Raw genomic sequence first — 19,660 nt, forward strand, 5'->3', positions numbered from 1 at the left:
CCTTGTGGTGGCCGACCTTCATCGTCCACCCTCTTCTCCATACCTTCTTAGGATATTCCGACCGCTCGGCGACACTTATCCCATGCGACCCGCAAGGCTCTTCAGAATCACAGCTGGCCTCGTCGTCGCCGTCCCGTTGCTCGGTTGGCTTGCATATGCCGGTGTCGTCTGGTTGGGATACGGAAGACTGCAGGTCGACCGTCGGCCCGACAAGATGCTCGATCGGTATATGCCGCAGTACGAGGTCGGCGAGCGCCACGAGATCATCGTGAACGCGCCGGCAAGCGACACCTGGGCCGCGGCTTGCGCGATCGACCTCCAGCGCTCGCCGGTGATCGGCGCGATCTTCTCGGCCAGAGAACGGCTGTTGGGCGCGGCGCATCCTGAGGCGTCGCCGGCGCCGTTCTTGCATCAAGCGATCGCCATGGGCTGGGGCATACTCGAAGAGCGAGCCGGCCGCGAGCTGGTGATGGGCTCTATCACGCAGCCGTGGGAAGCGAACGTCGTCTTCCACGCACTCGCGCCGGACCGGTTCGCATCGTTCGCCGAACCCGGCTATGTAAAGATCGTGTGGACAGTAGAAGCCGAGCCGACGGGCGCTTCCACGTCGATCGCGCGGACCGTCACTCGGGTACAGACCACCGACGCCGCGTCGCGCGAGAAGTTCCGACGGTATTGGGCAATTTTCTCGCCCGGCATCTTGCTCATCCGCTACGAGGCGCTCCGCCTGATCCGCGACGACGCAGAGCGCCGTTTCCAAAGGCCGCCGAAGCTTGCGCTGCCATCGTCACGATAGCCGCAGCCGAGCTTCGGCCATGACGTCGCCCTGGCGATGGTTCCAGCTGAACCCGAGTTTGTTACAAATCGCAAGCATCGCATGGTTTGACTCCAGCACGTAACCCACTATCTCGCTCATGCCCTCCGCGCGGCCGATCTCGACTAAGCGGCGAAGCAGTTCGGTTCCCAAACCATGATGCTGCACGTCGTCGGCAACGAGCAAAGCGAATTCGGTGCGCCCGGAGCGTCGTGTTCTCACAAGATTACCGATGCCGAGAATGCGCCGGCCGTCTTCGGTCTTCGGCTCGGCGACGAGCGCGATCTCCCGGCCGTAGTCGATGAGACAAGAGCGCGCGAGTCGTGCATGCGCTATGCGTCCTTCGAGGCGTTCGGCGTTCGCGAAGCGCATGTACACCGTATCCTCGGACAGGGAGCGCTGAAATTCACGGACGAGCGGCTCGTCCTCGGCGCGAATGGGTCGTATTTGTAGTTGTGTGCCGTCACTCATCGTCCACTCGCCGGCGTACTGCGCCGGATACGATCGGATCGCCGGCTTGCTCAAGGCACCATCCGGCACGGACAGATCGTGGAGCATCACTCGCATGTCGAGGGCGACGATGCGTTGCCAACTCGCATAGAGCGGGTTCACGTCGATCTCGCGTATCCGCGGACAGTCCGTCACGAGATTGGCGAATCGAACGATCAACGCGGCAAGTGTGTCGACATCAACCGGTGCATGTCCGCGAGTCGAGCCGAGCGCCCCGTACGCGCGCGTCGACTCCATCAAAAGCTTGGCGAGTGTGCCATTGAGCGGCGGCAAGCCGATTCCGCGATCATGGAAGACCTCCACCAACGTTCCGCCGAGACCGAACACTATCATGGGACCAAATTGCGGGTCTATTGCACTGCCGAGCAGTAATTCGATGCCGTCCGTTCCCGTTACCATGGGCTCCACGATGACACCGTCGAAAGCGCTTGCGCCCGCCCGGTCCGTGACTGACGCCCGAATCGACGTAAACGCGTCCCGAACGCCGCCGGTGTCCAATACGTTGAGGCGCACGCCGCCGACATCAGTCTTGTGGGTAACGACTGCGGACAGCAATTTCACGGCAACCGGATACCCGCAGGAATTCGCGGCCGCCACTGCGTCATCGGCAGTCCCTGCTTCGGTCTTTGGTACGAGGGGTATGGCGTACGCGCGAGCGAGCCGTTCGCATTCTCGCGGTGTCAGCGAAACGCGACCGGCTCGAAGCGCGTCGTCGATCGCAGCCTGTGCCGCGACGCGATCGTGCATATCGCCGGCCGGGCTTGCCGGTGTCTCGTACAGAGCGCGAAAGTTTTCGTCGTAGTGCCACAGGTAGTTGAAAGACGCGACCGCGAGCTCGGGATACGAGTACGTCGGTATGCCGGCTCGCTCCAACGCAGCTGCACCCTCAGCGACGCCCGCGCCGCCCATCCAAGCGGCGAGAACCGGCTTGGCGTCGCCCGTCGCGCATTCGATCACCGACCGCGCGACATCGGACGCACTTGCGACCGATTGCGGCGCGTAAATGACGAGGACGGCGTCGGCGTTGGGATCGCGCAGGGCGACATCGACGGCCTTCGCAAAGCGCCGGCTGTCCGCGTCGCCAAAGATGTCGATAGGATTCCCGCGGCTCCAGTGCGCGGGCAGCAGTCCGTCCAGTGCACGTGTGCTCTCCGGCGCAAGCGTCGCTAACCGACCGCCGCCCGCAATCAGCGCGTCCGACGCGATGATGCCTGGTCCGCCCGCGTTGGTGACGATCGTGAGCCGCTTCCCGTTCGGTCTTTTGCCCCGCGCCAACACCTCCGCCATGTCAAACAGATCTTGAATGGAATCAACCCGCAAGGCTCCGCAGCGACGCAGCACAGCGTCGAACACGGCGTCGCTCCCCACGAGCGCCCCCGTGTGAGAGGCGGCAGCGCGAGCCGCCGCGTCGGTGCGCCCGGACTTCATCACGATGACGGGCTTGATCGATGCAGCCTCTCGAACGGACGAAACGAACGACGAGGGGTGGCTTCCTACGGACTCCATGTACAGAAGAATGCTCTTGGTTCCGGGGTCATCGACGAGGTAGTCGACATAGTCGGCCCAGTCGACGTCGACCATCGAGCCGGCCGAAATGAAATAGCTAAAGCCGACGTTGCGCGTCGCGGCCCAATCGAGAATTGCCGTGCAGAGCGCTCCGCTTTGGCTGACAAACCCGATCGAGCCGGGCAACGCCTTCGCCGCGGCGAATGTCGCGTCGAGACCAATGTGCGGTGAGATAAAGCCGAGGCAGTTTGGTCCGATGATGCGCATTCCGTAGGCTTGGGCTTGCGCGAGCATCCGGCGTTCGAGGTCGGCACCCGGCTCGCCGGTTTCGCGAAATCCAGCCGAAACCACGACCATTCCCTTGACGCCTGCGCGGCCGCATTCGCGCGCGAGGTCCGGCACAGTGGCAGCCGGCGTTGCGACCACCGCCAAGTCGACACTTTCGCCGATGTCGCCGATCGAGGCGAAGGCGCGCCGCTCGAACACGGTCCGGTGCGTCGGTGTTACGGGGAAAACAGGGCCCTGAAAGCCACGCGTCGTCAGATGCTCGAAAAGGGCTCGTCCGACGGCGCCCGGACGCTCGGTAGCGCCGATCAGCGCGACCGACCGCGGCGCGAACATCGCGCGCAGATTCGCGTTGGGATCGGTACTCACGAAGCGCCCTTGGACGAAGGCGAGGTGTGACGAGCGCGAAACCGACCCACGACGCGACGCATTTTTCGGGGGCTCACGATCTGCGGTGGTCGGTCACCCAAGGCGTGCCGGTAGAAGAAGACCTTGGCACTCTCCACCATGCCCATGTACATCGCGATCATCAAGAGCAGGACGACGAAGAAACCGACCGGCAGTGCCGTAAAGCCAAGCGCTGGACCAACCGGCGAGAAAGGCAGGGCAATAGCCACGGTAACGCATGCGATCGTCGTCAACGCCAGCGCGGTGCTTGGTTTACTCTTGAATGCGGGCACGCGCTGCGTGCGGATCGCGAAAATAACCAAACTTTGCGTGAGGAGCGATTCGACGAACCACCCGGTTCTGAACAGTGTTTCACCGGCGTGAAACAGCCACAGCATTACCCCGAAGGTCATAAAGTCGAATATCGAGCTGATCGGCCCGAACAAGAGCATGAAGCGATTGATGAATCGCATATCCCAATGCGCGGGGCGGCGCAGGAGCTGCAGGTCGACGTTATCGGTCGGGATCGTCATTTCACCTGCGTCGTATAGGAGATTGTTGAGGAGGATTTGCGACGGAAGCATCGGCAAGAACGGAAGGAACAGGGACGCTCCGGCTGCGCTGAACATGTTGCCGAAATTCGACGACGTGCCCATCAATACGTATTTGATCGTATTCGCGAAAACTCGCCGCCCTTCGATAATGCCGTCGGCGAGAATCCGCAGTTCCTTGTTGACGAGCACGATGTCGGCAGCGTCTTTGGCGACATCACTCGCCGATTCGACGGAGATACCGACGTCGGCGTCGTGCAGTGCGACGGCATCGTTGACGCCGTCCCCGAGAAAACCGACTTCGGTCCCGCCGGCACGCGCCGCCTTGATCAAGCGCGATTTCTGTTCGGGATTCACCCTCGCAAAAATCGTCGTGCGGCCGATCGCATCGCGAAGTTCGTGATCGTCCATTTTCTCGATCTCGGCGCCCGTGATCGTTCCGGCAAATGGCACCCCGAGCTGCGTGCATACCGTCTGCGCCACGCGTTCGTTGTCACCAGTTGCGATTTTGACTTCGACGCCCAGCGAGTGGAGCAACCGTAGCGAGGCGGCAGCATCGGGTTTTGGCGGATCGGAGAATATGAGCAGCCCGGCCATTTGTAAACCGGTTTCGTCCGACGGCCGGATCGTGTTCTCGCCGGTCCAGGGTCGAGCAGCAACCGCGACGACGCGCTTTCCAGCCGCAAACTGCGCTTCGAGCGTCTGCTGGAACGCGGGCGGTACGTCGGTGCAGCACTCAAGTACGGATTCGGGCGCCCCCTTGACCACGAACGTCCGTCCTTGAGACCCGTCGCGAAGCAGCGCAGACATCCGTCGGCGCACGTAGTCGAACGGCAGGACGGCGAGGCGTTCCCTTACGGATGTCGAGATACGCTTCGCGGCGGTCGCCAGCGCAGCATCGAGCGGGTTTCCCGCCGCCGCCGGATCGCCTTGATCTGTCACCGTGCTGCACGACAGCCCGAGAACAAAGACTTTGTCGGACGGCGCGCCGTCGCAATCGACGGCCGCCGCAAAATCGAGTTGACCCAAAGTCAGCGTTCCGGTCTTGTCGGTGAAGAGCACCTCGACGTTGCCGAAGTCCTCGATAGCGACGAGCCGCTTGACTATAACGGAACGCTGCGCCATTCGTCTGGCGCCCGTCGACAAGCAAACGGTGACGATAGCGGGCAAGAGCTGCGGCGTCAGCCCAACGGCAACCGCGAGGGAAAACAAGAGCGACTCGATCCAAGCGTGCCGGAAGAGCGCGTTGAGTGCAAATATGGAGATCGTCAGTATCGCCGTGATACGGATGAGCAGGGTCGAAAAATCCTTAAGCCCACGCTGGAACGCCGTGACGGGCGGCTCGACGTCAAGGCGATGCGCGATCGCACCCAGGGACGTCCGCCCGCCCGTCGCAACGACGATAGCCGTCGTCGATCCGTTCCGCACCACCGTCCCCATGAAGGCGCACGACCGCAGCTCCGTCGCCGAATCGCTGTCGGGGTCAGACGATTTTTCGCTGGGCAGCGATTCGCCCGTGAGTACGGACTCGTCGCACTCCAGACCGTTGCTCTCAATGATCCTGACGTCTGCCGGCACGACGTCGCCGATTTGGAGTCGTACGACGTCGCCAGGTACCAGTGCGGCGACGTCGACGCGCTTGGCGTTGCCGTCGCGCAACGCCGTGACCGTGTGGCGAACGCGCGAGTGAAGATCTTCGATCGCTCGCTCGGACCGATACTCGTTGATGAACCCGAGCACGACACTCAAGCCGACGATCGCCAAAATGATGCCCGAGTCGGTACGCTCGCCGACCGCGATCGACACCACGGCAGTGGCCCCAAGCAGGACTAGCAGCGGGTTTTTGAATTGCCGCAAGAGCGTCGCGATGGGCCGGACACCGCGACCGTAAAGGGCGTTGGGGCCGCTTATGAGCGATCGCCGCTGCGCCTCAGGTGTGCTCAAGCCGCTGTCGGCCGTCGCAAGCTGCTGCAGCACACTGTGGACGGGGAGGTGTGCGACCTCGGCAAGATCGACTCGACTCCAGCTGTCCACACCCGACGATGCCGTCACACGGGCAGCCCGCGTAGCTCCCATGAACTCTTGCACATCGCAGCCGTCTTCGCGGCGGTCGCACGCGGTGCCTAGGGGCTTTATCGCCTGAGGATAAGGTCAGCACGCTGCGGAAATCCATAGCGGTTAGTCGAAAGAATACGAAATATCGGAGCATCTTATATCAGTGAAGCTTGCCACAGCGTTGCAAAGAAAATCGCCGGGGGCGAAATCGACGGTTCGGTTCAGTACCGCACTGGGCGCGCTGAAGCCGACCTCAAAGGCCGGATCACGGACGTCCTTGCTCTTGCCGAAAAACGCGAGCGGTAAGCTTCCGTCGCGCTCGATCGTGGAAGGCATGCTCGACGGCTTACCTTTTCGAGGGTCGCTCGCACCAACCCGCGGCGGACGTGTCAGCTTGAGACTCAGCAAGGCCGTGTGCAAAGTAGCGAAAGCGGAACCCGGAGATGTCGTGGCGGTGGAAATCACCCGCGCCGGCGACGAGCGGGAGACGAGAATTCCCTCGGATCTGAGCAAAGCACTTGCGGCCAATCCGAAGGCGCGCGCAATGTGGGAAGCGATAACCCCGATGGCTCGCCAGAACTGGATCCTCTGGCTCGGTTCGACCAAATACGCCGAGACCCGCGCAGGCCGCATAGCAAAGGCCTGCGATATGTTGGCGTCAGGCAAGCGGCGCGTTTGTTGTTTTGGCGGTTTGGGCTGGTTGACGAAAGACTATCGGGCGTCGGGCGATACGTGGCTTCCGGTGCCATTTGAAAAGGATGGCGCCCAACCGAAAGCCTGAACCCCGATCCGAATCGAGCAGAGGCGAGCACGTGGCTCGCCTCCGTTGCAATCTCGATCGTCGAGCATTCTACTACAGCGGCCGGACTGGCGGCAGTGCCCGGCCTATTCGATATATGGGGGCGCGGTAGAGCGACATCCGCGCGGCGGTCGCACCGAATGGTCGCGCTACTATCCGATAGGCGAATGCCACGGAGGACCGACCGTTGTCACCACTTTCTTGGACGACGAAGTGATCGGCTGCGCGCGAAACGACGCACAATGTACCGCGCACCATGCCTTCGGGCGTGAGGAATACGAGATACGAAGCGCGACCGTCAATGGCTGCAGCAAAGCTCGGATCGAGCCGTACCTGAGCTGCGCCGTTCACCAATTGTGCTTCGCCGAAGTCCTCAAGTGTTGGAGCGGCCGTGCGGTCGACGAAGGTTGTGGCGTCCTGCCCGCGGCTCGTTCGGCCGACGATAAGCGGCGTTCCGTTTTGTGTCAGCGATCCTTTTAAGATCATGTCGCCTTTCGAATCCAAGGACATGACGTCCCCCACCGGGCTGTCCGCGATGATCTCGGGATTGCATGTCGATGGGCACGAGACGCTGCCGAGATGGATGCGCAGCGCCGGCTCCGTAGATCCTGCGTTGGACGCGTACACGCCGATGCCGTCGAAGTCGGAAGAGCCCATGACGCCGATTCCGCCGATGGAGCTGGCGTTGTTTTCGCCAAAGACGCCGATGCTGCTGGCACCGTCCGTGATGCCGTAAACGCCGTCACCGCTTGAGGAATGTCCGGACACGCCATACCCGTCTTGCGACAAGCCTCGCACACCGGAGGTCGTCGTGAAAGCGCCGACGTCTTCACCGAGTACTCCGGCTCCGAGGATGCCGCTCGTGCCGAGCGTACTGCCGCGGACGCCGAATATGTCAGAGTGACCAAAGACGCCCGCGCCCTCGATCGTCGCGTGCGTTGTTGACCCGTAGACTCCGTTGCCCGCGGCCGAAGTCCCGATGACACCGGAGTTGTTGAAACTGCCAGAGGTGTCGGTTCCGGAAACCCCCGCCTTGTTCGCGGTCTTTTGACCCGCATGGGTAACGCCGAGGATGCCGGTTCCCTCATCGCTCTGACCTTTCAACCCGGGACCGCTTGAAGTGTTCTCCCACAACAGGCAAGCTGCGCTGCTTGAGCAAGTAAGGTCCGGCGAACTAATGTGTGATGCAGTAGAGCTCTGCGCCGAAATCAGGACAAGGGTAAGCGCTGTGGCCGACGCGATGATCGCGAAGCGCCGCTGAGGGTTCATCATGGCACCTCCTCGCCAAATGTAAGAATCGCCCACAACGAAACCAAGGCTTCGTCGGCGATACTCCGAGTCGTACCACATCGCACCGCGAGTATCATTCACATAGTCGCGCGAGCCTTCGTTTTTACCCGCAGGGCCCGGCGAGCTGCTGAAGAACGCGAATCTCATGCCGGTAACTGTCGCGTTTGATTGGGGCGCCGTTACTGCGTTATCAACGGCGGCGAGCGCCGTGGTTATCGCCGTGACCGTACTCGTCGGCGTGCGCCAAGTGCGTCTGACGGGCGTGCAGCTCGACAACTTGCGTCGAGCGACACAGCTCGAAGGCCTCATGAAGGTCTTCGACGATCTCCACAATCCGACGTACTTGCGAGCCAGGCAATTCGTCGCGACGGAACTCTATAAGAAGTTAGCTGACCCGAGCTTCCGCGAAGAAGTCGCGCTGGGCATGATCTGGACGAAGAACGCGGACGAGATCCACGAAGAGCTGTTCGTCTTGCGCACGTTCGAAACGATCGGTTCGACCGTGCGCCACGGATTGCTCGACGCCGACGCGATTCTCGACGCGATCGCGCCGACCGTGATCGCGTCATGGGAGCACCTGCGCGAGGTCATCGAGATGCAGCGCGTCGGCATGAATCCGCGGATGTGGGAGAACTTCGAATATTTGAACACACTTGCGGTGAAGTGGTTCACCGATCGAGGCGGCCACGACGGTCTGATCAAGTGGCGGGCTCGCGTCCGGGAACTTCAGGGGTAGGTCCAGTGGTCGCGCGTGCTTGCGAGCACCGCTTAGGACGAACGGACGGATTGACGGCGCACGGGGCGCGCCAAGTATAATACATCAAAGACGTACTTGTTCGGAGCACGGCATCGTTGGACATTGGGGAGATGGTCATGAGCAAGAAGACCGGTATCGCCGCGATCTTGATGGCGTTTGGGCTGCTTGTCAGTGTCGGATTGTATGCCAAGACTCAAGCCGCACGCGCCGACGGGGGTGCGAGCGCCGACGCCTCTTGCATCTCGACGAATCCGTGCCTCGGCGAAAACAACACCTCGTCGGGTCCGGGAGTGAAGAGCTCGAGCAGCAGAGGAAATGGGTTGATCGCCACGACCAAAGCCACCGGGTCTACTTCTTTGAACGGGCGCAGCGCGCTGCTCGGAGAGGATCTCCAAACCGCGAGCGGAGCCGGATTGTTCAACTTCGGCGTCAGCGGCACGTCGACCAACGGCACCGGCGTGATGGGATCAGGCGCGATCGGCGTGATGGGTTCTACGCCCAATGCCACCGGCGGCATCGGCTTTTTGGCAAAGACCCTCGATAACAACAATACGGGGGCAATCCTCTTCGAGGGGCTCGACTATACCAGTCCTGTTTTTTCGGTGGATACGAACGGCGGAGCCCAGTTCGGCGACACGAGGCCTGGATACGCGACCGGAAGTGTAACCGTCACGGCGTACGCAGGGAACAATACGCCGATGTTCGCAGCGAAAACTGGAAACGGCACGATCTTCCAGGTCCTCTCAGGCGGCGCGGTAGAAGTCCCCGGTTCCATATTCGTGAACTCTATCGGGAGCTACGGCTCAAGTCCGGTTACGTTTACGTCGGCAACCACGTTCAACGATGGTCTCCAATCATACGGCCTGGATGCAACCAATAATGGCGTGAGTTCGACGCAAGACGGCACGTTCTCGGGGCCGAATATTTTGGCGTCCGATGCTTCGGGCGTGGTCTGGCTGTATCAAGGTTACAGCACGACAGCCGGAAAGTACACGATCCAAATGGGCGACAGCGGATCGATATACGCGAGAATATTCATCACGACGGGCGCCTCGAAAGTCGCGCAGCAGACATCGGCCGGCACGCGCGTCGATACCTACGCGCCGCAAGCCGCACAGCCGAGTCTAGAGGATTTCGGTGAGGCGCAACTCGACGGAGGCGTCGCAGACATCCCTCTCGATCCGCGATTTGCGGCAGCGATGGATACCACGACGAGATATTTCGTCACGCTGACCCCGGAAGGCGATTGCCGCGGTCTGTACGTGGCGCGACGCGACGCGTCCGGTTTCATCGTGCGCGAGCTGCAGGGCGGCCGATCGTCGATTGCATTCACCTACCGAATCGTTGCAAAGCCGCTGGGCAACGATTCGCCTCGTCTGGCGCCGTCAGCTCTGCCGTACGGCTTCGATCACAAAGTTCCGCCGCCCGCGATCCGTTTTCCGGCGCGTTCGCCGCGGCGAGCGCCGCAAACGTAACACACGCCGGCGCAGGCTGCCCTGACGTCGTCGCCGCACCGATGCGAGACTTTGCAGTTTAGTTTTGAATACCCGCGTGAAGAATATACTTGAAGATGAAGCGGCTCAGCGTCTGCGTCGCGGCGGGCGTGCCGTACGCGACGTAAAGCTCGTCGCCGTTGACGAACTTGTCGTGATAGCTCACGGCGAGGTTGACGCCGGGAACGGTCGTCAATCCGTTGACGCCGCCGGTGATCGATCGCAGCTCCAGCGCGACATTTGACTCCGGCCCAAGATTGTCGCCGAGGGAGATCAGGCGAAGCCATTGCGAGTTCAACGTACCGTCGGATATCGTTCGTCCATAGGTACCCGCAAACTGCGTCGCGATCGAGAATCGCGAGCCGAGCGGCCGCGACGCCGAGAGCGAATACTGCTGAAGAAACGTTCCGCCGAATGGTCCTTCCGAATAGTTGAAATCGACCGGCGACTGCGTTCGGTCGCGGTAGCCCAGACTCGCGGCAAACTGGTTGAATCGATCCGTGCGACCGCAATAGTAGTTCGGAAATCCGGAGTAGGTCGTGCGAACAAGCGATGCATCCCCGCAGCCGAGCGGTCCGGGCGCTTGCGTCGAATAATCGCGCAGGTCGCCGTCGTGCGGCCCAATCGAAATGCTAAGCTGGTCCTTCAACGAAGCCTTGAAAGTCGCGACCGCGTCCTCTTGATGCACCGCACCGGACTCATCGAAGAAGCGATCCCATGCCAAAGACAGTTGATAGCTCTTCAACCCCGGCGTACTGCCGCTGAAATTCGGATTAAACGCGAAGCCCCTCGTATCCGAAATAGACGTGAAGCCATCGATCGGATCGTAGTTCGGCGTCACGTCTATGTAGTCCATGAAGAAGTTGTGATTGGGTTTCAATATGTCTTGCCAAAAGCTGAGGGCCCGCGCCGAGCCGGGATCGGGCACCCACGACCCGCTTTCGAACCCCTCGTCGATACCGCCGTTCCACCCGCTGCGCAGATTGTGGAATTGCGTGCCCACCTCGGCCGTCGCATCGCCGCCGGCCACGCTATGGTGGGCGACGACGCCGTCGCTCCAATAGGAGAAGGTTTGGTCGGGCAACGCATGAGTGTAGCCGTATGCGATATCGTCGAACTCGTTGACGGACGTCTGGTCGTACCCCCGAAACGAGAGAACACCGAACGATTGATCGCCGAACGACCCCTCGAGCTTCATCCCGCGGTCGAACGGTCCGATCGACGGCGAATAGAAGATCTCATTGTTGGGCTGCGCCACGCCCGCCGAAGGCGAGACCGGAGTGAGAAACGTCGCGCCCTGCGCGAAAAACGGACGGTACTCCACAAGCGGCCGTTTGAATTCCTGGGGCGCGATCGTCTGCTGATCGACTTCAACGTTTGAGAAATCCGGATCGGCGGTCGCGACGAAATGAATCGTGTCGGTCAATGCGTAGCTAAGATCAGCTCCAAGCGATCGGACCTGTTCCGATGCAAACGTGCCGTTCGCCTGCGCGAAGAGACTTCGATCGCCGCCCGCGCTCGCGAGCGCATAGACGTCCGCACGCGCGCGCTCGCGAAGACTTCGCCCCGAATATCCGTTTCCCGCGATGCCCGAAATGCGCGGCCAGAATTGCGCGTCGCTGAATTGCGGCCACTGAGGAATCGCCGCATCTTGCATAGTCCCATCGAAGGCCCAGGTGTAGTGCTCGCCGCTCGCCGCAACACCGCGCACGAAGTTGAAACGCCACGTCTGCGTCGATCCCGCTCCGCGATGAAGCGCGTCGAGCGGGATCGTCATCACGGCGATCCACGCACCTTTTTCGACCCGCGCAGCCGCGCGCCACACGGGCGAGTACCGCGTGCTTTCGCTGGCTTGCTGGTAGCGCGTTCCGCGGGGCGTCGTTTCGAAATAGTAGACCGTCGATGCGTTGCCGCTCGTGTCGATGCCGATGCCGACGAAATCATCGAGCCCGAACCCGACGTTATTGGTCGTCTGGTTCGCGACGATCGGGACGTCAGGCTGCTGCACCTTGAACGCAACGTAGAGATTCCGCTCATCGTGGAGCAAGTACGCCGCCGTGCCCAGCGGAGCGGCCATTCGCGTCGTGATGTCTTCGAATGGACGCGTTCCGTCCGTGATGATTCCGCGGGTCCAATCCGAGTCGGAGAGCGAGGTGTCCGAGCCGAGCGCGTGATCCGTCATCACAGCGAGATACGTTTTTGACGGTGCTGCCGCTTTCGTGATACTGGTACCCGAGCATATGATAAGGACGGTCAAGACGGTGAGAAGCGCGCTCTTCATCGCCTGTATCTTACGGTAGGCTCAGCGTGCGCCGCAACGGTCCCCGTGACGACAGGGACGCATTGCGGGATAAAACGCTGCGCTATTCAGGTTCGAGCAGTGTGTTCACGTTTTCCCGAAACGTGCGGCTCGAGTTGAGCCGCGTTCCGTCTTCCATGATCACCACGTATTCGCCGTGAGACCATGGTTCCAACTCCCGCACGAGTGAATCGTTCACCGCGTAAGAGCGATGAATGCGCGTGAATCCGCGGTCGCGCACCCGCTCGCAAAAACTCGCCATCGTCGAGCGCAGCTTCATAGTCGTCGTGCGCAAGTGCAGCGTTAGATTGTTGCCTTGCGCCTCGATCCACAAGATCTCCGACGGCACAAGCGAGACGGTCCGCCCATCCGTCTGACGCACCGCGAGCCGCTCGGCGGATCCGCTCGCGAGCCGTTCGCGCGCGCGACTCAGGGCCTTGGCAAATCGCGACGCCGTGAACGGTTTGAGCAAATAGTCCGCTGCACCGACATCGAAAGCGTCGACGCCAAACGTGCTGTGTGCCGTGACGAAGATGACCGCCGGCTTACCTCGCTGCGAGGTCTGCGCTCGAAGCATTTCGATGGGCGATCCGCCCGGCATCTGAATATCCAAGAAGACGATGTCGGGCGCGAGGCGCACGATCTCCACGCGCGCGGATTGCGCGGTATCGCATTCTCCGACGATCGTCAGGTCTTCGTAGCGCGCGACGAGCTGCCGCAATCGCAGTCGCGCGCTTTGCTCGTCGTCGACGATGAGCACCCGCGTCATATCGCCGGCGCGACCGGTATCGCTAACGTGAGGCGCATGCCACACGCGTGACGCGGGGCAATCGAAAGGCTTGCGCGCTGCCCGTAGAGCTCAGCGAGCCGCGCGCGCGTGTTTCCGATTCCGACGCCCTCCGGCAGCGCGACCGGATCGGTCGTCGTGCCATCGTCGCTGATCTCTATCTCAAGCATCGCTGCGTCGAGCCGGCACGCTACCTCAACCGTGATTCCGCCGTTCGTCTTCTCCAAGCCGTGCACGATCGCGTTTTCGACCAGCGGTTGCAGCGTGAACGTGGGGAAGGGAATCTCGAGGGCACGCGGTTCGGCCGAAATGTGCACGACGAGGCGCTCGCCGTAGCGAAGCTTCATGATAAGCGCGTAGCGGTCGAGCAGATTCAGCTCCTCGCGGAGCGGAACCGTGGGACTATTCGATTTGCCCATCGCCGTGCGCAGTAGATCGGCCAGCGCGGCGATCATCTCTTCCGCGACGTTGACGTCGGTGTGCATGACGGCGCTGACGGCGTTCAGGGTGTTGAAGATGAAGTGCGGATGGAGCTGGCGTTGGAGCGCCTCGACGCGTAGGCGAGAGAGATCGGCTTCGAGACGCAACGCGCGCTCGATGCGTTCGTTGACGACCTGTACCTGTGTTATCGCGAGGAGGATCGTCAGCACGACCGCGTAGAGGAGAAAGACGAAAAAGCCTTCTTGCAGCGTCGATGAAATGGTGAAGGGCCTGTTGAGAAAGTAGTTGCTCACGAGGGCGAACGCCGGCAGACCTAAGGCCCACACGCCGATGAGCGAGGCTAGATATACGGCAAGCGTGAGAATCAACGGACGCCGCGTCGGCGGAAACGCGTGCGCCACGTAGATGAGAATCGGCGAAAATACTCCGAGCGTGTACATCTGACCGAGCGATCCCACAAACTCCGGTAAGAACGCAGGGTGGCGCCCGTCGTACAGAGCTTCCATATAGACGTAAATCGAGATCAAGATCGGAAACGCCGTCCACGCAGCAGCGCAGACGAGAAGCCATCTCAGCAACGTCCGGTTCGAACTCGCTCCGGTCATGTGTCGTGTAACCGCCTACGGTACGGGTTCTAAGATTCCAAACACCGCGCCCTTTGGGTCTTTCAGGATAGCGAAGCGGCAGACGCCCGGCACCGCAGTCGCGCCCATCACGACGCGCCCGCCGAGCCGCTTGACCTTTGTGACGAGTTTCGCGCAATCGGTCACCTGCCAATGCGTGACCCAGCTCGGCGGCAGACCCTTCATCGGGATCGGCCACATGCCGCATGCGGACTGCTTGCCGAGCTGAAACGTCGTGTACTTCTTTCCGCTGACGTCTTTGGCTGACCATTTCCAGCCAAAGACCTTTGCATAGAACTTGGCAGCGATGCCGGCTTTCGGCGTATTCAAGTCATGCCAACAGACGGCACCGGGGGTTTTGCTTATCGTCGCGCCTGCGTGCGATCCGGCTTGCCACAGCCCGATCGCGGCACCCGCCGGATCTTTGATGACCGCCATGCTGCCTTCTTTGACGTCTCTCGGTTGCACGATGATCTTGCCGCCGGCGGCGCGCGCCTTTTTCACGGTTGCGGCGACGTTCGCGACCGAAACGTATGGAAGCCACAAAGGGGTGACCTTGGCCGCGCGCTGATCTTCGGGCATCCCGTAGAGCACGCACACCTTCTTGCCTTTAACGCGCATCATTGCATAGTCGAAGCCGGGTCCCATTGGAAGATCCTTCGCCGTCCAGCCGAAGATGGCCCGATAGAACTTCTTGGCACCCGCGAAGTCCGGCGTTCCAAGGTCGGTCCAGCACATTTCACCCGGCCTGTATTTCCTGATGATCTTCACGCGAAAAATCTCCTTGAGCTTCCAGAGACGAAGACGGATTCAAAGAAAAACGCTCAACTCTTTTCAGAGCGAGCGTCTGCGCGTGTGCTCTACGGGATCGCCGTCCGGCGTTGCTATTTTGTTTTCAGTGCAGTAAAAATGCCTGACGCACCTTCCGGAACCAGCGTGTCCGTCCACGTCCCTCGTATGATCCCATCCGATCCGAGCGTTCCTTTGAACGTCGCCTTTACATTGGGAACCGCGCCGTCGTGTTTTGCGACGCCATCCCAGTGCCACACGATGGTGTTGCCGTCGACTGCGCCGTCCGCCGATCCAAGGTAGCTGGGACCCGTGCACGAGCCGCTGATCCTGTTCTCGGAATCTTGCTTGAGCTTGCAGACGGGCGAGATGTTCATAGAACCGCTCGGCGTCGAAAGCGTGCCGGCAACCGACCACGTTCCGGAAAAATCCGCAGCGGCCGCGGCTAAGGGAATTGAAAGAATGCCGGCATATATCGCGACAGCAAGAAACCTCAACATAGATAACCTCCAATTCGTGCTCAGGGCAATCGTATGTTCGCCGTTGTCAGGGGCCTCTCGGCCTTAAACCCGGTCCGAAAGCTGTCCTGTAGCCCTTGGGCCGGCATAGGACCCGTAGTGCGCCCCAAGAACGTTCTCACTTTCGCGGCGCCAATCGAAGTGCCGCGCGCTACTGAGATTGTGAGGAGAGAACGTATGAGTTGGTTATCCTGGATCATCGTCGGTATAATCGGCGGGTGGCTCGGGCGGATGGTCGTCAAGGGCGAAGGCCCCGGAGGGCTGATCGGCGATCTGATCATCGGCATCATCGGCGCGATCATCGGCGGATGGGTATTCGGGTTTTTCGGGCACGCCGGTGTCACGGGCTTCAACCTCGGGAGCATCATCGTCGCATTTATCGGCAGCGTCATCCTCTTGCTGATCGTGCGCGCAGTATCCGGCCCGTCGAAGCGGCCGGTGTAGAAGCAGCTTTGTCGTAATAATCCGTGGGCCCATGGACGATCATCCATGGGCCTTTTCGTTGAAGAGGGTTTGCTCGCTCTATGACTGTCGATGACGAAAAAAATAACGCTGCTGGTCCGTGGCACGCCCTTGACGTGTCGCGATGGTCGGCGACGAAGCAATCCTTGCATCTCTACTCGCAAATGCTGGGTAAAATACGTCTCGCGCTCTCACCACCCCAACCGAACTGGATGTTCACTCCGCTCTATCTCACTCCACGCGGGCTGACGACGGGCTCCGTCCCTTGCCGAGATGCCTCCATCGAAGGCCTGCTGGACGTCTTTGACTCGAGCATCTCGATTTTCAAGAGCGACGGCCGTTCTCAAAAAATCCCGTTTCTGCCCGTTCGCACGGTCGCCGAAGTCTACGCGGATCTCTCCGGCGCGCTCGACAAGCTCGACATACCCTGTTCTATCTCGCCCGTTCCACAAGAAATTCCGGACACGACGCCGCTTCACACGGATCGACGGTCGCGCGATTACGATCCGGCAGCGGTGCAGCGTTGGTTCCAGACTTGCACGGCCATTGCGGGCATTTTCGATCGCTGGCGGAGCCGCTTCTTCGGCCGCTCCGGCGTTCAGTTGTGGTGGGGAGCGTTCGATCTCGCGCTGATCCTATTCAACGGAAAACGCGTCGCGGCGCCTACCGATCGCGGCTATATCATGAAGTACGATCTCGATGCAGAGTTGATGAATGTCGGCCTCTATCTTGGGGATGAACAGAACGGCCCGCTCTTTTATGGCTACATCTATCCGGAGCCGAAAGGTGCGGAAGCGACCACTCTCGAGCCGAAGGGATCAGCTTGGTCCGGCCAGCTTCACGAGTGGGTGCTTGCCTACGACGAGGTGCGCCGGTCGAAAGACCCGGCCGCCGCGTTGACAACGTTTCTCGATTCGATCTATCTTCAATGCTTCAAGGTCGCAGGTTGGGACCGCGCAGCTTTGACGTACGACCTGCCGAAGCTGCACCAATCCTAGTGCAAGTTTCTTTATCTCAAGGAGCATCAATGAAGTCGATATTCGTCCTACTTATCACGCTGGGTTCCGTGATCGGCGCCGGGTTGAACGCGGCTGCAGACGCCGGGTCAACGGCGGACATCGCGGCTGTGACGAAAGCGGTTCACCAACGCGACGCAAGCATGCTAGTAGATGAGACGCACGTCGTCGGTGACTACGCGTTGCTGCAATGGCACTGGAATCCTGAAGGCCACGGTTACTTAGCATTCAAGCGCGTTTCTGGCGAATCGTGGAAGCAAATCGCACATGGGGGTAGCGAAGGTGCTCTCGGCGTGAAGGGCAACGGAGCGAAGAGCACTCTTATGAAGAGCGGTGTGCCAACTTCGATTGTGACGAGGCTCTGTTCGGATTGGAAGGGCACATCGCCGTGCCCGGATTACTAAAACGAGATAACCCGCTCGGCGGGACGAAACAGGATTAGAACGCGCCAGACCGCAACGAGAGAGACGGCGTGGCCCTGCCATACAACGCTGGAGGACGTACGAGTTCGCATCCAGTGGGTATGGCTATGATAGCGTCTTGACGGAATCGGCATGCGCTTGCTTGCCAGACATCTGAATACGTTTTTGCAGAAGGAGATACGTTTCAATGAACCTCGTTCGCGGAATGGCCGGCCTCGGGCTGGCGGCGGCCCTCATGACGAGCATGGCGGCTTGCGGCTCTTCGGGGAGCTCTAGCTCGGATAACAGTCAGTCTGCAGCGACAGTAGCGCCCGCGGCCACCGGCGCGATGGCCGGAGGCGGCGCGATGTCGGGATCGGCAATGGCGCCGGGCGACATGGGTAAAGACACCAGGGTGGGCGGCGAGATGCACGGCCGTTTCGGCGGACCGGTCTACAACGGAGCGCCGGCGCTCAATGTCACGGCCGCACTCGTCATGGCGGGCGGCGGGCCAGCGAAATACTCGACCGCGACGGCGTTGACTGCGATGGTCGGCGCGCCGACAGTGAAAGCGGAAGTGGCGAAACTCACGAAGCAGTATGGCGCGAGCGAAGTGAATTCGTGGCTGAAGACGTTTGACTTCGCCGTCAACGATTCGTTGAAGATCGCGACGGCGGCGGGCATCAAACTTCCGGCGGCAGATCCGAAGATGACCGGCAAGCTGCTCGCGACGACGCTCGTGACGGCCGGCACCGCGAAAGACGGCACGTTCCAGATCGAACTGCTGCTGGATAAGGCCGTGAGCCACAAGATCCACGTTCAAGTGATGAATGACATCGACAAGGCGCCCGGTCTTGGAAAGAAAGCTGACCTCGACTATCACACGGTCAGCAACCAGGCGTTCTTCGATGTTGCGCAAGCACTCGGCGCGAAATCCGTCATGTTGGCGCCGCTCCACTAGACCAGGGTGAATAGGCGGACCATAAAGGTCCGCCCCACATGAGAGGGCGGACCCGTAAAGGTCCGCACTCTGTTTTATCGGTGCGGTGAGTCGCTATTGCGGCGGGTAGGGAGAGTCGTCGGGCGCCGGGGTGCTGTCGACAGGCGGCGGCACGCGCGAATGCTGCGCGGCCGTGAAAGGCATGTCGGTGATCGGTCCGATGCTGACCGAGCCGAACATGTCGGCGTACGTATCGATCGTTATGTCCATCGTGCCGACCTGATCCGTGGCGGACCGCGTGGGCAGTCTCAACGCGAGTTTGATGTGCGATCCGTCTCGCGTGCCGCTCAGTGCGTACGTCGTTTTCGGATCGTACGCCCACGTGCCGGTCACGGTCGTGCCGTCGTCCTTGAGCGTCATATTGGAATAGATCGGATAACCCGCAGGCTGCAAGATCATCAACCACGTGCCGGTGGGAATCTGATCGAGTGCGAAGGATGGGGTGGGCGGCGCTGTGGGACTCGGACTTGGGCTGGGGCTCGGCTGCGGACTCCGATGCGGACGCGCTAACGCCATGTCGGAAAGGGCACCGTGCCCGCCGACCGACGTGATGACGCTCGCGACCGCAAAGCAGAGGGCGACCGCGGCGACGCGCCAAAGTGAAGTCATGCCAGACGTGCTCCTGTAGGTTGATGGAGTGCGGTATGCGCTCGTTTAGATGAACGCATGGCACCGACCTTGCCGTTCCAGCGTCCCGGCAATTGAGGTCGGTAGTCTACGCGAGAGGCTCACTATGAAGCCGGCGCCATTCTTGCTATCTCTACTCACCCTCATCGTCGCCGCATCGCTTGCCGGCACATCGTCGATCGCTCGCGCGGATAGTTCCGTGCCGACGTCGGGGCCGACGCTCGCGCCCGATGCGCCGCCGCCCGGTCTC

The 19,660-nt window shown here is 61.1% G+C and carries 17 protein-coding genes; 8 read left to right on the top strand and 9 right to left on the bottom strand.

Features of this window, described 5'->3' with window-relative positions; genetic code table 11:
* The first annotated feature begins 82 nt into the window (after positions 1 to 82).
* A complete protein-coding gene (locus VKT51_05100; protein ID HLJ83530.1) occupies positions 83 to 796 on the top strand; it encodes a hypothetical protein in 714 nt (237 codons plus the stop codon).
* On the opposite strand, the gene VKT51_05105 is transcribed toward VKT51_05100, so the two are convergent.
* Positions 788 to 3,484, bottom strand: a complete 2,697-nt coding sequence (locus tag VKT51_05105) for a GNAT family N-acetyltransferase (GenBank protein ID HLJ83531.1) — start codon at positions 3,482 to 3,484, stop codon at positions 788 to 790. The two genes, VKT51_05100 and VKT51_05105, sit on opposite strands and share 9 nt — an antisense overlap.
* Positions 3,481 to 6,105 carry a magnesium-translocating P-type ATPase gene (gene mgtA / locus VKT51_05110; GenBank protein HLJ83532.1) on the bottom strand — a complete coding sequence of 875 codons (2,625 nt, stop codon included), beginning with the start codon at positions 6,103 to 6,105 and terminating at the stop codon, positions 3,481 to 3,483. Before mgtA ends, VKT51_05105 begins: the two co-directional genes overlap by 4 nt.
* A 166-nt stretch (positions 6,106 to 6,271) precedes the next feature.
* On the opposite strand from mgtA, the gene VKT51_05115 reads away from it, so the two are divergent.
* Positions 6,272 to 6,889, top strand: a complete 618-nt coding sequence (locus VKT51_05115; GenBank protein ID HLJ83533.1) for a YdeI/OmpD-associated family protein — start codon at positions 6,272 to 6,274, stop codon at positions 6,887 to 6,889.
* A gap of 72 nt (positions 6,890 to 6,961) precedes the next feature.
* Here VKT51_05115 and VKT51_05120 read toward each other — a convergent pair whose 3' ends face one another.
* Positions 6,962 to 8,011, bottom strand: a complete 1,050-nt coding sequence (locus VKT51_05120) for a hypothetical protein (protein ID HLJ83534.1) — start codon at positions 8,009 to 8,011, stop codon at positions 6,962 to 6,964.
* Between the two features lie 331 nt (positions 8,012 to 8,342).
* On the opposite strand from VKT51_05120, the gene VKT51_05125 reads away from it, so the two are divergent.
* Both VKT51_05125 and VKT51_05130 read left to right on the top strand, forming a co-directional pair.
* Positions 8,343 to 8,933, top strand: a complete 591-nt coding sequence (locus VKT51_05125) for a hypothetical protein (protein HLJ83535.1) — start codon at positions 8,343 to 8,345, stop codon at positions 8,931 to 8,933.
* A gap of 137 nt (positions 8,934 to 9,070) precedes the next feature.
* On the top strand, positions 9,071 to 10,429 hold the full coding sequence (locus tag VKT51_05130) for a hypothetical protein (GenBank protein ID HLJ83536.1): 1,359 nt from the start codon (positions 9,071 to 9,073) through the stop codon (positions 10,427 to 10,429).
* Positions 10,430 to 10,487: 58 nt separating this feature from the next.
* On the opposite strand, the gene VKT51_05135 is transcribed toward VKT51_05130, so the two are convergent.
* From VKT51_05135 to VKT51_05155, 5 genes are all read right to left on the bottom strand, one after another.
* Positions 10,488 to 12,728: a hypothetical protein gene (locus tag VKT51_05135; GenBank protein HLJ83537.1), complete on the bottom strand. Its 2,241-nt coding sequence runs from the start codon at positions 12,726 to 12,728 to the stop codon at positions 10,488 to 10,490.
* Between the two features lie 82 nt (positions 12,729 to 12,810).
* Positions 12,811 to 13,515 (bottom strand): LytTR family DNA-binding domain-containing protein, encoded by a 705-nt coding sequence (locus tag VKT51_05140; GenBank protein ID HLJ83538.1) that lies wholly within the window; start codon positions 13,513 to 13,515, stop codon positions 12,811 to 12,813.
* Entirely contained in the window at positions 13,512 to 14,552 is a 1,041-nt protein-coding gene (locus VKT51_05145; GenBank protein ID HLJ83539.1) for a histidine kinase, read from the bottom strand. Before VKT51_05145 ends, VKT51_05140 begins: the two co-directional genes overlap by 4 nt.
* A gap of 42 nt (positions 14,553 to 14,594) precedes the next feature.
* Complete coding sequence (locus VKT51_05150; protein HLJ83540.1) at positions 14,595 to 15,368, bottom strand: VOC family protein; 774 nt, start codon at positions 15,366 to 15,368, stop codon at positions 14,595 to 14,597.
* 113 nt (positions 15,369 to 15,481) lie between these two features.
* Entirely contained in the window at positions 15,482 to 15,886 is a 405-nt protein-coding gene (locus VKT51_05155) for a hypothetical protein (protein ID HLJ83541.1), read from the bottom strand.
* 195 nt (positions 15,887 to 16,081) lie between these two features.
* Between VKT51_05155 and VKT51_05160 the strand changes: the two genes are divergently transcribed.
* The 4 genes from VKT51_05160 to VKT51_05175 all read left to right on the top strand — a co-directional run bounded on the left by VKT51_05160 (position 16,082) and on the right by VKT51_05175 (position 18,744).
* Positions 16,082 to 16,348 carry a GlsB/YeaQ/YmgE family stress response membrane protein gene (locus tag VKT51_05160; GenBank protein ID HLJ83542.1) on the top strand — a complete coding sequence of 89 codons (267 nt, stop codon included), beginning with the start codon at positions 16,082 to 16,084 and terminating at the stop codon, positions 16,346 to 16,348.
* Between the two features lie 80 nt (positions 16,349 to 16,428).
* Positions 16,429 to 17,364: a DUF5996 family protein gene (locus VKT51_05165; GenBank protein HLJ83543.1), complete on the top strand. Its 936-nt coding sequence runs from the start codon at positions 16,429 to 16,431 to the stop codon at positions 17,362 to 17,364.
* A gap of 29 nt (positions 17,365 to 17,393) precedes the next feature.
* On the top strand, positions 17,394 to 17,786 hold the full coding sequence (locus tag VKT51_05170; GenBank protein ID HLJ83544.1) for a hypothetical protein: 393 nt from the start codon (positions 17,394 to 17,396) through the stop codon (positions 17,784 to 17,786).
* A 205-nt stretch (positions 17,787 to 17,991) separates the two neighbouring features.
* Entirely contained in the window at positions 17,992 to 18,744 is a 753-nt protein-coding gene (locus VKT51_05175; protein HLJ83545.1) for a hypothetical protein, read from the top strand.
* 93 nt (positions 18,745 to 18,837) lie between these two features.
* Here the strand turns inward: VKT51_05175 and VKT51_05180 are convergent, their stop codons facing one another.
* Positions 18,838 to 19,392 carry a hypothetical protein gene (locus tag VKT51_05180; GenBank protein ID HLJ83546.1) on the bottom strand — a complete coding sequence of 185 codons (555 nt, stop codon included), beginning with the start codon at positions 19,390 to 19,392 and terminating at the stop codon, positions 18,838 to 18,840.
* Positions 19,393 to 19,660: the final 268 nt, after the last annotated feature.

This window comes from Candidatus Eremiobacteraceae bacterium (genome assembly GCA_035295225.1).
GTDB lineage: Bacteria > Vulcanimicrobiota > Vulcanimicrobiia > Eremiobacterales > Eremiobacteraceae > JABCYQ01.

Coding starts and splice junctions, on each gene's coding strand:
- VKT51_05100 (HLJ83530.1), top strand. CDS start 83: ATGCGACCCGCAAGGCTCTTCAGAATCACAGCTGGCCTCGTCGTCGCC.
- VKT51_05125 (HLJ83535.1), top strand. CDS start 8,343: ATGCCGGTAACTGTCGCGTTTGATTGGGGCGCCGTTACTGCGTTATCA.
- VKT51_05130 (HLJ83536.1), top strand. CDS start 9,071: ATGAGCAAGAAGACCGGTATCGCCGCGATCTTGATGGCGTTTGGGCTG.
- VKT51_05135 (HLJ83537.1), bottom strand. CDS start 12,728: ATGAAGAGCGCGCTTCTCACCGTCTTGACCGTCCTTATCATATGCTCG.
- VKT51_05140 (HLJ83538.1), bottom strand. CDS start 13,515: ATGACGCGGGTGCTCATCGTCGACGACGAGCAAAGCGCGCGACTGCGA.
- VKT51_05155 (HLJ83541.1), bottom strand. CDS start 15,886: ATGTTGAGGTTTCTTGCTGTCGCGATATATGCCGGCATTCTTTCAATT.
- VKT51_05160 (HLJ83542.1), top strand. CDS start 16,082: ATGAGTTGGTTATCCTGGATCATCGTCGGTATAATCGGCGGGTGGCTC.
- VKT51_05165 (HLJ83543.1), top strand. CDS start 16,429: ATGACTGTCGATGACGAAAAAAATAACGCTGCTGGTCCGTGGCACGCC.
- VKT51_05170 (HLJ83544.1), top strand. CDS start 17,394: ATGAAGTCGATATTCGTCCTACTTATCACGCTGGGTTCCGTGATCGGC.
- VKT51_05175 (HLJ83545.1), top strand. CDS start 17,992: ATGAACCTCGTTCGCGGAATGGCCGGCCTCGGGCTGGCGGCGGCCCTC.
- VKT51_05180 (HLJ83546.1), bottom strand. CDS start 19,392: ATGACTTCACTTTGGCGCGTCGCCGCGGTCGCCCTCTGCTTTGCGGTC.